This is a genomic window from Microbacterium lemovicicum (assembly GCF_003991875.1).
Classification (GTDB): Bacteria; Actinomycetota; Actinomycetes; order Actinomycetales; family Microbacteriaceae; genus Microbacterium; species Microbacterium lemovicicum.
Window position 1 is genome coordinate 3068097 of record NZ_CP031423.1, and the last position, 12633, is coordinate 3080729.

The 12633-nt window shown below is 72.9% G+C and carries 12 protein-coding genes; 7 read left to right on the top strand and 5 right to left on the bottom strand.

Translation table 11 applies throughout. The features are described from left to right. Positions 1-31: 31 nt before the first annotated feature. The 5 genes from CVS47_RS14355 to CVS47_RS14375 are packed head-to-tail and all read left to right on the top strand — an operon-like array spanning position 32 to position 5188. The gene (locus CVS47_RS14355) at positions 32-964 is read left to right on the top strand and encodes a triose-phosphate isomerase family protein (protein ID WP_127096695.1); all 933 of its coding nucleotides are present in this window, start codon (positions 32-34) and stop codon (positions 962-964) included. Beyond that, positions 961-1755 (top strand): sugar phosphate isomerase/epimerase family protein, encoded by a 795-nt coding sequence (locus CVS47_RS14360; RefSeq protein ID WP_127096696.1) that lies wholly within the window; start codon positions 961-963, stop codon positions 1753-1755. The genes CVS47_RS14355 and CVS47_RS14360 overlap by 4 nt, the downstream gene beginning before the upstream one ends. After that, positions 1752-2642 (top strand): phosphogluconate dehydrogenase C-terminal domain-containing protein, encoded by an 891-nt coding sequence (locus CVS47_RS14365; RefSeq protein ID WP_127096697.1) that lies wholly within the window; start codon positions 1752-1754, stop codon positions 2640-2642. The genes CVS47_RS14360 and CVS47_RS14365 overlap by 4 nt, the downstream gene beginning before the upstream one ends. A gap of 8 nt (positions 2643-2650) precedes the next feature. Next, a complete protein-coding gene (locus CVS47_RS14370) occupies positions 2651-3409 on the top strand; it encodes an SDR family NAD(P)-dependent oxidoreductase (protein WP_127096698.1) in 759 nt (252 codons plus the stop codon). A 27-nt stretch (positions 3410-3436) separates the two neighbouring features. After that, entirely contained in the window at positions 3437-5188 is a 1752-nt protein-coding gene (locus CVS47_RS14375; protein ID WP_127096699.1) for a D-apionate lactonase family protein, read from the top strand. Between the two features lie 39 nt (positions 5189-5227). Here CVS47_RS14375 and CVS47_RS14380 read toward each other — a convergent pair whose 3' ends face one another. From CVS47_RS14380 to CVS47_RS14400, 5 genes are read right to left on the bottom strand one after another with little or no spacing between them, the layout of a single operon-like run. Continuing rightward, positions 5228-6727: an apiosidase-like domain-containing protein gene (locus CVS47_RS14380; protein ID WP_127096700.1), complete on the bottom strand. Its 1500-nt coding sequence runs from the start codon at positions 6725-6727 to the stop codon at positions 5228-5230. Continuing rightward, positions 6724-8172: an aldehyde dehydrogenase (NADP(+)) gene (locus tag CVS47_RS14385; RefSeq protein WP_378790303.1), complete on the bottom strand. Its 1449-nt coding sequence runs from the start codon at positions 8170-8172 to the stop codon at positions 6724-6726. Before CVS47_RS14385 ends, CVS47_RS14380 begins: the two co-directional genes overlap by 4 nt. Before the next feature lie 8 nt (positions 8173-8180). Beyond that, the gene (locus tag CVS47_RS14390; RefSeq protein WP_241240175.1) at positions 8181-9269 is read right to left on the bottom strand and encodes a mandelate racemase/muconate lactonizing enzyme family protein; all 1089 of its coding nucleotides are present in this window, start codon (positions 9267-9269) and stop codon (positions 8181-8183) included. Beyond that, the gene (locus CVS47_RS14395; protein WP_127096702.1) at positions 9266-10192 is read right to left on the bottom strand and encodes a 5-dehydro-4-deoxyglucarate dehydratase; all 927 of its coding nucleotides are present in this window, start codon (positions 10190-10192) and stop codon (positions 9266-9268) included. The genes CVS47_RS14390 and CVS47_RS14395 overlap by 4 nt, the downstream gene beginning before the upstream one ends. Beyond that, the gene (locus CVS47_RS14400) at positions 10189-11175 is read right to left on the bottom strand and encodes an NAD-dependent epimerase/dehydratase family protein (RefSeq protein ID WP_127096703.1); all 987 of its coding nucleotides are present in this window, start codon (positions 11173-11175) and stop codon (positions 10189-10191) included. Before CVS47_RS14400 ends, CVS47_RS14395 begins: the two co-directional genes overlap by 4 nt. Before the next feature lie 121 nt (positions 11176-11296). On the opposite strand from CVS47_RS14400, the gene CVS47_RS14405 reads away from it, so the two are divergent. Together CVS47_RS14405 and CVS47_RS16810 are read left to right on the top strand one after the other, a co-directional pair. Continuing rightward, positions 11297-12307, top strand: coding sequence for a LacI family DNA-binding transcriptional regulator (locus CVS47_RS14405; protein ID WP_127096704.1), 1011 nt, complete (start codon positions 11297-11299; stop codon positions 12305-12307). Between the two features lie 141 nt (positions 12308-12448). Then, positions 12449-12610 (top strand): hypothetical protein, encoded by a 162-nt coding sequence (locus CVS47_RS16810; RefSeq protein WP_164734669.1) that lies wholly within the window; start codon positions 12449-12451, stop codon positions 12608-12610. The last annotated feature ends 23 nt before the right edge of the window (positions 12611-12633 follow it).

The window sequence follows — 12633 nt, forward strand, 5'->3', positions numbered from 1 at the left end:
CCCCCACCGCACCCCGCAGAACGGCATCCGCATGAGCACCCCCCAGGCCGCCCCGATCACGGTGGGCGTCTCCCTCAAGGCGTACTTCACGCACGCCCGGGCGACGTCGTGGTTCGGCGACGTCGCGGCGCGCGTCGCGGCGCTGCCGGCGATCGCCGACGGACGCGTGCGCCTCTTCGTCATCCCGTCGTACCTGCAGATCCCGGCCGCCCTCGCCGCGTTCGGCGGGACCCCGGTGCTCGTCGGCGCGCAGGACGTCTCCGCGCACCCGCCCGGTGCGTTCACGGGCGAGGTCACCGCGGCGGAGCTCGCCGAGGTCGGCGTGCAGGTCGCGGAGATCGGCCATGCCGAGCGTCGTCGGCTGTTCGGCGAGACCGACGCCGACACCGCCGCGAAGGCCGCGGCAGCGCTGTCCGAGGGGATCACGCCCGTGCTGTGCATCGGCGAGGAGAGCCGCATGGATGCCGCGGCCGCCGCCCGCGCGAATCTCCGCCAGCTGCGGGCCGACCTCGACGGCACCCCCGCCGGACCCGTCGTCGTCGCGTACGAGCCGGTCTGGGCGATCGGCGCCGCAGAGGCCGCACCCGACGGGCACATCTCCGTCGTCACCCGCGCGCTGCGCGCCGCCCTCGAGGCCGATCCCGCCCGCGACGGCTCCGCGGTCATCTACGGCGGCAGCGCCGGTCCCGGACTCCTGACGCGACTCGGCGACGCGGTCGACGGCCTCTTCCTCGGCCGCTTCGCGCACGACCCCGACGCCCTCGTCGCGGTGCTCGACGAAGCATCCGCCCTCGCAGCGCGCACCCCGACCGCGCCCGCGCCCGCGACCACGACCGCGCCCGCGCCAGCGAAACTGCACCCGCGCGGCGAAACGTTGGGGAAAGCCCACGGTCTCGCCCACCCGCCGCAGTCTCGCGGGGTAGAGCGCGGGGTAGAGGGCGGCGCAGCGGGAGGGGCGGCATGATCGGCCTCGGCACCTACGCCTTCCTCTGGCAGCACTCCGACCAGGTGCCGGAGCCCCTCTCGCTGCGCGGCGCCTTCGAGGCCACCCGCGCGCTCGACGTCGACCTCTTCCAGATCTGCGACTACGCGCCCCTCGAGACGATGGACGACGCCGAGCTGCAGGATGCCGCGGCCACCGCCCGTGACCTCGGCATCACCGTCGAGCTCGGCACCAAGGGCATCGAGCCCGGGCGCCTCGAGCGCTTCCTCCGACTCGCCGAGGTCTTCGAGGCCCGCCTCGTGCGCTCCATGCTCTACGGACCCGACAGCCGCCCGTCCCTCGCCGAGGCCGAGGAGCAGCTGCGCTCCGTCATCGGGGGGTACGCGGCATCCGGTGTCACGCTCGCCCTGGAGACCTACGAGCAGGTCGCGACCGCCGACCTCGTCGCGCTGATCGAGCGTGTGGGCGACGACCACCTCGGCGTCTGCCTCGACCCCGCGAACGTCGTCGCGCGCGTCGAACGTCCGCGCGACTGCGTCGAGCTCACCGCGGCACATGTGAAGAACGTGCACGTCAAGGACTTCGCCTTCGCCCGTCAACCGGGCTGGGTCGGGTTCACCTACGGCGGCGCCGTCATGGGCGAGGGCCTGCACGACTATCCGCACCTGCTCGAGACCGTCCGCCCGCGTGAGCGCGGCGTCAACGAGATCGTCGAGCACTGGCTCTCCTGGCAGGGAGATCCCGAGACCACCATCCGCACCGAGCGGGACTGGACCCGCGCCACCATCGAATACCTGAGGAGCACATCATGACCGACACGTCGACGAGCACCGCCGCCGAGACGGCGACCGAGTCCTACAAGATCGCCGTCATCGGAGCGGGCGGGAAGATGGGCATGCGTGTCTCGAACAACCTCGACAAGACCGCGCACACCGCCTGGTACGTCGAGAACTCCCCCGCCGGCCAGCAGCGCACCCTCGACGCCGGCCGCCGGCTGACGGATGCCGCGACCGCCGTCGCCGACGCCGACATCGTGGTCTTCGCGGTGCCCGACCTCGCGCTCGGTCCGGTCACGGCCGACCTGGTGCCGCAGATGAAGTCAGGCGCGATCGCGCTCACCCTCGACCCCGCCGCCGCGTACGCCGGGCTGCTCACCGACCGCGAGGACGTCATCCGCGCCGTGGCGCACCCGTGCCACCCGTCGATCTTCCTGCAGCGCCAGAGCCCCGAGGAGTGGGCCGACACCTTCGGCGGCATCGCCGCCCCGCAGGACGCGATCGCCGCGATCGAGAGCGACGACCCGGCCAAGGCCGCCATCGTCGAGGCCACCGTGCGGGCGATCTACGCCCCCGTCATCGACGTGCACTTCGTCACGATCAAGCAGCTCGCCCAGCTCGAGCCGACGCTGGTGGAGACGGTCGCCTGCATGATCGGCGCCCTCCTCAACGAGGCCCTCGAGGAGACCATCAACACGATGGGCGTCCCCGAGGCCGCGGCCCGCAGCATCCTGTACGGTCACACGCAGGTCGCCCTGGCCAACGGCCTCCGCGGCGACAACCCGTTCAGCGACGCGTGCCTGATCGCGATGGACTACGGTCGCGAAAGCATCATCAAGGACGACTGGAAGAAGATCTTCCGCGACGACGAGCTCGACAAGAACCTCGCCCGGATGCTGCACCTCGACCACATCGAGCGCTGAGGACCGGCATGACCAGACTGCAGGGCAGGACGGCGCTCGTCACGGGCGCCGCCACCGGGATCGGCTACGCGGTGGCCGCGCGCTTCGCCCGCGAGGGCGCGCGCGTCATCGTCGCCGACCGCGACGAGGCCGCGGCCATCGACGCCGTGGCCGAGATCGGGGCCGACCTCGCGCGCGTGGCGGTGATGGACATCTCCGACGAGCGCTCGGTCGAGGCGGCCTTCGCCGAGCTCGCCGCCGAGCAGTGGACGCCCGACGTCGTCGTCGCGAACGCCGGCGTGCAGCTCTTCGGCCAGGACGCGAAGGCGGCCGACCTCGACCTCGAGGTCTGGCGGCGCACCGTCGACGTGAATCTCACGGGCACGTTCCTCACCGTCAAGCACGCCGTGCGCGGGCTGCTCTCGATCGGCGGCGGGTCGATCATCCTGACCGGGAGCCCGACCGGGCTGAACGGCGAGGGGCAGGACTTCACCGCCTACAGCGCGACCAAGGCCGGCATCCACGGCCTCGCCCGCACGGTGGCGGCGGCCTACGCCGGGCAGAACATCCGTGTGAACACGGTGGTGCCGGGCTACACCGAGACGTCGCTGGTGACGGCGATCTCCGACGACCCCGCCTCTCGCGCGGCGATCGTCGGGCGCATCCCGCTTGGGCGCGCCGGCACGCCGCGCGACGTCGAGGGCATCATGGTCTTCCTCGCGAGCGACGACGGGGCCTTCGCGACGGGTGCGCTGTTCGCGGTGGACGGCGGGATGACCACCCTGTGAGCCGTCGTGCCGGGTCGCGTCGCTGACATGGCCGCCACGACCTGGGGGGACTGGACCTTCGACCGCCGCGCCGACGAGATCGCCGATCTCGCCTGGCGCGGCGTCGTCGTGCTGCGCAGCATCCGCGCCGTCGTGCGCGACGCCGACTGGGCGACGGCCACCCCGGTCATCTCGCACGTCGATCACGGACCCGAATCGTTGGCGCTCCATCTGACCTGGACCGACCTCGGCGCCGACATCGCGGGTGTCGTGACGGTGCGCGCGGACGACGGCGCGCTGACGGTCTCGTTCGACGCGGAGTCGCACGCGGCGTTCCGCACCAATCGTGCGGGGCTCGTCGTGCTGCATCCGCATCGGCTCGCCGGCACCCCCCTGCAGGTCGCGCACGCGAGCGGCGGGCACGAGGCGACCGCGTTCCCCCGCGCCGTCAGCGCGCATCAGCCGGTCTTCGACATCGCCGGTCTCGCATGGGCGGTCGACGGCGTTGAGGTCGATCTGGTGTTCCGCGGCGACGTGTTCGAGATGGAGGACCAGCGCAACTGGACCGACGCGTCGTACAAGACGTACAGCCGCCCGCTCGACCTGCCGTTCCCGTACGACCTCGCTGCCGGAGAGCGCGTCGCGCAGTCGGTGACGGTGCGGGCAGGCGGAACGCCGACGGCCGACGGCTCCCGTGGGGCCGACCGCATCGAGCTGCATGCGGGCGGCGCGTTCCCGGAGATCGTGGTCGGGGCGGCGTCCGCGCCTGAGCCCGCGCCGAGCGCCGCAGACGCGGGCGCCCTCCTCCTCGAGCTCGACCTGTCCGCACCGAACCGGCGCGCTGCTCTGGCCCGCGCCGCCGGCACCGCCGCGGCCCTGGATGTGCGCCTCATCGCTCCGCCCGCGGCCGACGCGCCGTGGGGGACGAAGATCCCGGGCGCGGTGTCGGGCACGGAGCTCGCAGCGGCACTCGGCTCCGCTGTTCGAGAGCTCGCGGGGCTGCCCGTGCGACGGGTGGGCGTGTTCGACCCCGTCAGCCACATCAGCGAGCCCGCGCTCGTCGCCGCGCTGCGCGTCGCATTCGCGGACGCCGGGCTCTCGCCCGTCCTCGTCGGCGGTACGCGGTCGCACTTCACCGAGCTGAACCGCGAGCAGGATCGCGTGCCCGCGGACGTCGACGCCGTCGCGTTCGGACTCACGCCCCTCTTCCACACCCTCGGTGACGAGCAGCTGTTCGAATCGGTCGCGGTGCAGCGCGTGCTCGCCGCCCAGGCCGTAGAGATCGCCGGCGATCGGCCGGTGCACGTCGGACCGGTCACGCTGCGCGCCCGCTTCAACAACGTGGCGACGCGTCGCGAACCCGCCCCTGCGCGCGGCGACCTCTCCGAGGGCTACGGGCCGCAGTTCACCGGGTTCCCCGATCCCCGTCAGGCCTCGCCGGAGCTCGCCGCCTGGACCATCGCGTCCGCCGCGGCCCTGGCGGTGCCCGGCGTGGCGAGCATCGCCTACTTCGAGGAGTGGGGTGCCCGCGGCATCCGCTCCGCCGACGGCGATCCTCATCCCGTCGCCGCCGCCGTCGACGCTCTGCGCTCGCTGGCCGGCGGGCAGGTGCTGTGGGGCGCGAGCCCCGACACCCTCGTCTGGGCGATCGGAGCGGGGGATGCCGCGGCGACGACCCTGCTCGTGGCGAACCTCGACACGCGGCCCCGTTCACTGGAGGTCGCAGCCGACGGCGCCGCCGCGGTGCAGGTGCAGGTGCCGGCACGTTCCTGGCGCCGCGTCACGCCCCCCGCCCGCTGAGCGCGCGGGCGCTTCTCGCTCGACGACCGGCTGAGTGCCTCACTCCACGCGCGTGATGCGCAGCGCCACGGCCTCGCCGGCCGGAAGCGGGACCGGGTCGGCTCCCTTCGCGTAGGCGTCGTTGCGCTGCACGTCGTCCAGCACGAACCGGCGGCCGACGGGGGTCACCGTCACGTTCCAGGTGTCGATGACGTCGACCTCGAAGGCGTCGCCCACCTCGAGCCGGTCGCCGAGGTTGCCCTGCGGCAGCCGGAACGTCCACGCCTCCGGCGCGTCCTGTCCCAGATACTGCAGGTACTGGCGGCGGGGCGAGCCCGCGACGTACGCCGGATCGTCCCACCGATCGATGGGGTCGAGACCGGGGATCACCAGGTCGTCGAGGATGCGCCGGAGGAATCCGAGACGCGCCGGGCTCTCGCCCCGGAACGGTCCGCCCTCGACCATGTGCAGGCTGCCGGACGGGGTGACGAAGCTCTCGCCGTGGCTGGCGTAGCACCCTGCGACCGTCGCAACCCAGAATTGGTGGACCAGCTGACGTCCGCTGAGGTGCCCCCACCGGTCCGGGATGTCGCCTTCGTACTTGATCTCGTCGAGCACGATCGGCTTCGGATACGCGTCGCGGTAGAGCGATGCCCGGCCGAACTCCGTCGTGGCGGCGCCGTTCTGGATGGAGGCGTGCGTGACCCAGGGCTGGTTGTGGTCGGGGAAGCGCATCCACTGGTGGATCGAGCGAAGACGCTGATGCGGATCCACCGACGCCAGGAGCTCGCCCAGTCGGTTCCAGCGCGCCGTGGGCCGGTCGAGGATGTCGAACTCGTTGCACAGCGACCACCACACGAAGGGCGACGCCGACAGCCGGGCGACGAGGTAGCGCAGGTAGGCGGCATCCTCCTCCTCCGTCAGTCCGTCCAGGCCGAATCGGCCGTTGTCGTAGGCGTTGAGGATGAGGACGTCCGACTGGATGCCTCGGGCTCCGAGCCTCTCGACGGCGTCGTCGAGGCGACGGAAGAACGCGACGACCGGTCGCGAGACATCCCACCGGCCGTCCGCATGCCTCTCGAACGGCAGCAGGTCGGGGAAGTGCTCGACGTACCCTCCGGCCTGCGGGAAGACCATGTAGCGGAACTTGTTGAAGCCGGCCTCGGCCAGCGCATCGACCGTCTCGGAGAAGATCGGCTCCTCTTGATGGAGCCAGTTGTAGGCGGTGGCGCCGACAGGACGGAAGGGCGTGCCGTCGGCGTGGGCGAAGTGGTGGACGGCGGAGACGGCCACACCGCCCGGCCCCGTGCGGGGACCGGCGGTGAAGGTCCCGGTGACGCCGTGCAGCTCGGGCGCCGCGCTGCGGGTCGACCACGACCAGTCGCCCTCCGTCCCGGGCGAGAAGCGCACGAGGTACCGGTCGGCGCCGTCCCAGAAGCCCGGGACCTCCACGGTCGTCGCGCCCTGCGTGAAGCGTGCCACGAGCGGCGTGCGGTCGGCGGGGATCGGCTCGACGGGCCCGGTGAGCACGATCTCGTGGACGCTGTCGACCGGGGTCATCGCGTCGCCTCGAGCTCGAGCACCCCGTCGACGCGGCGGGGGATGCCGAGCGGGTTGCCGTCCTGCAGCGCCTCCGGCAGCGCCGCGTGCGGGGCGTCCTGGAATGCCAGGGGCCGCTGGAAGCGGCGCACGCTCGTCGCGCCGACCGACGTGAACAGCGAGGTCGTCGCGGGCCACGGGCCGCCGTGGTGCTGCGACCACGTGACGGCCACCCCGGTCGGCCATCCGCCGAACAGCACCCGGCCGACCCGGTCCGAGAGCGCCCCGACGACCGCCGTGACGTCCTCGTCGGCCTCGGCGTGGACGGTGCCGGTGAGGCTGCCGTCGAGGCCGCTCACGGCCGCAGCGACCCTCGCGATGTCCGAATAGGTCACCAGCACCGTCGCCGGCCCGAAGAGCTCCTCACGCAGTCGCGGTTCGGCCGCGAACACCTCGAGCGTCGCGCGCACCACGCCCGGGGTCACCCCCTCCGGACCTGCGGTGGCCTCGGCCAGCACGTCCACGCCGTCGATCGAGACGAGGTCGTCCCATCCCCCCGCGTAGGCGTCGCCGATCGATCCGGTGAGCAGCTGCGCGGGCGTCGCTGCCGCCACGGACGCGGCGGCGAGCTCGGGGATGCGACTTCCCGCCGGCACGAAGACGAGACCCGGCTTGGTGCAGAACTGACCGGCGCCGAGCGTGAAGCTGGCGGCCAGACCCGTCGCGAGCTCCTCGGCGCGAGCGGCATCGGCACCCGGGCTGACGATGACGGGGTTGATGCTGCCGAGCTCTCCGTAGAACGGGATCGGATCGGGCCGCCGAGCGGCGATGTCGAACAGCGCGCGACCTCCGGCGATCGACCCGGTGAAGCTCCCGGCCTTGACGAGCGGGTGCGCGACGAGCGCCGTGCCCACCTCGCGCCCCTCGGCGAGGAGGAAGACGCCGTCGGGCGCTCCGGCCTCGGTCAGCGCCCGGGCGACGATCTCGGCGGTGCGGCGTGACAGCTCGCGATGCCCGCTGTGCGCCTTCACGATGACGGGGCAGCCGGCCGTGAGGGCCGCGGCCGTGTCACCGCCCGCGACGGAGAACGCGAAGGGGAAGTTCGACGCCGCGAAGTTGACGACGGGGCCGAGGGGCACCAGCATCCGCCGCAGATCCGGACGCGGGGGTGCGGCCGTGGGGTCGGCGGAGTCCAGCACGGCCTCGAGGTACGAGCCCTCGCGCACGACGTCGGCGAGCATGCGCAGCTGACCGGTGGTCCGTGCCACCTCGCCGACCAGCCGCGCCTCGGCGAGGTGGGTCTCGCGCCGTGCGATCGGCACCAGCTCGTCGCGCCCGGCGTCGAGGGCGTCGGCGACGGCATCCAGCCATCCCGCCCGCACGACGTCGGGGATGCGGCGCAGAGTCTCGGCGGCCGCGGCGCTGCGGGCCAGTGCCGCGTCGAGGTCGCGGGGATCGGTGAGGATGTCGGCGGTCACAGTGACTCCTTGGACAGGTCGGGGGCGGTCAGATCGAGTCCGAGGCCGGGCACGTCGTCCACGTGCGCCCATGCGCCGTCGATCCGCACGGGGGACGGCGCGGACAGCAGCCCGAGCGCGTCGAAGCCGGCGTCCTCCACGTCCTCGACCCAGCACGGGGCGCCCAGACACACGGCGACCTGGGCGGAGAGGTCGGGGAGCAGGTGGGGGGCGATGACGACGCCGGCGTCCGCGGCGAGCCTCGCGATCCGGAGGAACGGAGTGATGCCGCCGACGCGGATGACGTTGGGTTGGAGCACACCCGCGAAGCCGCCGTCGATGGCCTCGCGGAAGCGGTGCACCGTATGGAGGTTCTCCCCGAGGGCGATCGGGATGTCGATGCGGCGAGCCAGCTCCCGGAAGCCGGCGGTGTCGTCGGCGCGCAGCGGCTCCTCGATCCACGCCGGTTCGAAGACGCTCAGCGCCTCGGCGGCGGCGGTGGCGGCATCCAGGTCCCACCGCTGGTTGGCGTCGATCATGAGCTCGCGATCCGGTCCGATCAGCTCGCGCACCAGGGCGACACGTGCGACGTCCTCCGCGAGAGCGGGGCGGCCGACCTTGATCTTCACCGCGCTGAGGCCTCGATCGATCCACCGCCGCACCTGCGCGGCGAGTTCGTCCTCGGTGTAGTGCAGGTTCACGCCGGATCCGTACACCGGCAGGCGCTCATGACGGCGACCCAGCAGCCCCGCGATGCCGACCCCCTGCTGCCGCGCGTGCAGATCCCACAGCGCGAGGTCGAGTCCGGCCATGGCGATCGTGGTCACCCCGCCCCCTCCGGCCTCGTGCAGATGCGCCCAGAGGTCGGGCCACAGCGAGCGCGGGTCCGCCTCGCGCCCGAGGGCGAAGGCCCGGATGTCATCGGACAGCAGGGCGGCCACGGCGCTGGCTCCGATGGTCGGTGTCCAGGAGAAGCCCGACCCGGTCCGTCCTTCGGCGTCCTCCACGTCGACGCGGACCAGATGGAGGTCGGGCGCGCCGGGCACCCAGGGCCGCGGCATCCGCGCCGACAGCGGCTGGATGTCGATGCGGACGATCGCGCTCACGAACCGGTCACGAGCTGCTCGCCCTGAGCGAGGAGCTCGCGGAGCCGGGTGGTGTGCTCCGGTCCGGGGTCCGTCAGCGGCGCGCGCATGCCGCCCACGGGCATCCCCGCCAGGCGCACTCCGGTCTTGATGAGCGACACCGCGTAGCCGGGCGTCGTGTCGCGGAGGGCGATGAGCGGGTGGTAGAAGCCCTGGAGAAGGCGATCGCAGGTCGAGCTGTCGCCCGCCGTGTAGGCGCGGTAGTACGCCGTGGCGATCGCCGGCGCCATCGCGAAGACGGCGGACGAATACAGCGGGATGCCGATGGCACGGTACGCCGCCTGGCTCGCCTCGGCGGTGAGCAGGCCGTTGAAGAACTCCACGTCCTCGCGGACGGTGCCCGCCGCGAGCACGATCTCCTGCGCGAGGGCGACGTCGCCGATCCCGTCCTTGAACCCGATGACGGTGGGCTGCTCGCGGAGGATGCGCGTGAACGTCGCGGCGGAGAACCGCGCACTCCCGCGGTGGTAGACGACGACGGGCAGATCGGATGCCTCGGCCACGGCTGCGACGTAGCGCACGAGTCCCTCGGGAGACGCGTTGACGAGGTAGGGGGGCAGCAGCAGCACGCCGTCGACCCCGATGTCCTCCAGCGCACGGACCGCGGCCACCGCCTGGCCGACCGGACCGCCCACCCCGGCGATGACCGGGACGCGCGTCGCCGCCTGCCGGACGACCTCGGTCGTCGCGCGCACGACGGCGAGCGACTCCTCGGCGGTCAGCGCATGGAACTCGCCGGTGCCGCACGCGGGGAAGACCCCGCCGGGCCCGTGCTCGAGGCCGGCGGCGATCGCGCGCGCGGTGATCTCGAGGTCGACGCGGCCGTCGTCCGCGAAGGCCGTCACGGGGAAGTAGAGGGGGCCGTCGGCGAAGGCGAGCGTCATGACAGGGTCCTCTGGTCGAGCGCGGGAACGGGGAGGTCGTGGGTCGGGGTCCGGCGGGCGTCGCCGACGTGGACCGGTTCGCGCGGGACACCGCGCAGGACGGAGGCGAGGTCGTCGGGACTCAGCTCCGTGCGCCACGAGCGACGGGCCACCCAGCCGGTGTCGCGCGTCGCGGCCGAGCTGTCGAAGGCGGGGGACGTCCCGATCAGCGCCGCCGCCGCGCCGGCCGTGCCGGGGTGGTAGGAGGGAAGCAGATCGCTGAGCGGCGCCGTGGCGAGGGCGTCGGCCGCGCCGACGATGTAGCGGGCGCCGCTGGGCACGTCGGCGGCCTCCAGCCACGCGGCGACGAACTCGCCCGCGTCACGCGCATCGACGTAGTTGAAGAGCGAGACCGCCGCCAGCGCCGGATCGCTCAGCCGCTCGAGGATCGTGTGCCCCTGCTGCGTGGGGGCACCGCGCCACTCCTCCGGCGGCACGACGTAGCACGGGCGGAAGGAGGCGAAGCGCGCGTGGGGCACGGAGCGGGCGAAGGTGGCGACCGTCTCCTCGACGCAGACCTTCGAGAGCGCGTAGGCGTGGGTGGGCGCGACGGGCGTGGACTCGTCGAGCGGCAGCCGCGGGGGCGTCCAGTCCGGAGGTCCGTAGCCCAGCACGGTGGGGCTGGAGGCGACCAGCACGCGCGTCGCGCCGGCCTCGACCGCGGCCTCGATGACATCGAATGCCATCGAGGTGTTGACGGTGAAGATCTCGCTCTCGGGGGCGCTGAAGGGCACGGCGATGGCCGCCAGATGCACCAACGCATCGGGGCGGAGCTCCGTCAGCGCCGTGCGCGTCGCCGCCTTGTCCCGGAGGTCGACCACGATCCCCTCCACCCCGCCGCTGAGGTCGCGATCGATGGCGCGCACGTCGTGCCCGACCGAGCGCAGCACGTCCACGACGCTTCGGCCCAGGCGCCCCGCTGCCCCTGTCACTGCGATGCGCATGGCTTTTCCTCCGGTTCGCGAACCGGAATGAGAAACCGGTTTCTCATTTAGACTAGCGTGACGTCGTCGGCATCGGCAAACCATCCGCCACAATGAACCAGGACTTTCGACGAGGAGACCGATGACCCGCACGATGCCGTCACGACGGGCCACGATCGCCGACGTGGCCTCTCACGCCGGCGTGTCCCGTGCGACCGTGTCGCGGGTCATGAACGGACTCAGCACCGTCGAGCCGGCCATCGCCGATCGCGTCCGCGCCGCCGCCTCGGCACTGAGCTACCGGCCCAGCGAGACGGCTCGCAACCTCTCGCTCGGCCGCACCCACACCGTCGCGGTGGTCGTGCCCGACCTCGGCAACCCGATGTTCCAGGCCATTCTGCGCGGGGTCACGCGCGCCGCCGCGGAGGACGGCTACCGCGTGCTGGTCGGCGACACGCAGGAGATGACGTCGACCGAGATGGATGCCGCCATCGAGGCGCGACGCCGGTGCGACGCGCTTGTCCTGTGCGCCCCGCGCATGGACGACGACCGGCTCGCGCAGGTGGTCGGCGCCACGGCCCCGCTCGCGCTGGTCAACCGCGTCATCGCCGACGAGGGCGTGCCCCAGGTGGCGATGGACTACGGCCAGGCGATCGGGCTCATCATCGATCACCTCGAGGGCCTCGGTCATCGCCACCTCGTCTACCTCGGGGGTCCCACCGCGAGCGCGTCGAACCGGCTGCGCATCGCCGCGCTGGATTCTGCGGAGGAGCGGCATCCAGAGCTCCGGATCGACCGCCTCACGGTCGGCGCGGCCCTCGATGACGGGTGGGCCAGCGCAGATCGGGTGCTGGAATCCGACGCCACGGCCGTCGTCGCCTACAACGACCTCGTTGCCCTGGGCCTGCTGTCGCGGCTGAGGGAGCTCGGCGTCGGCGTGCCCGCGCGGCTGTCGGTGGTGGGCGTCGACGACATCCCGTACGCGCGATTCAGCGACCCCACGCTGACGACGGTCTCCGTGCCGCAGGACGAGCTCGGCGCCGCGGTGTGGGAGCGCCTCCACGAGGCGATGGCCGGGGGCGCACCGCGCGGACCGCTGTGGCTGGAGGGCACCCTGCAGGCACGGGAGAGCTCGGGGCCGCCGCCGCGCTGATGCGGTGTCCGCCGCGGAGGGATGCCGACGGTCCGAGTCGAGGGACGGACGGCGCTACCGCTCGGATCCGGAGACGTCAACCGTGCACCCGCCGCGGTCGGCCCGCGCCAGGGTGGAGGCAACCGACTGAAGGAGCACATCATGTCCGACACGCGCGACCCCCAGGACGAGCAGCAGATCGCCGACGCCCCCGACGGTGCGGCACCCGCCATCGACGCCGCCGGGATGGGCCAGGAGACCGGTGAGGTCCCCGCCGAGCTCGACGACGACGACACCTCCTCGCCCTCGCCCGACCTCGTCTGACCCGACGGCTATGCCGCCGCAGC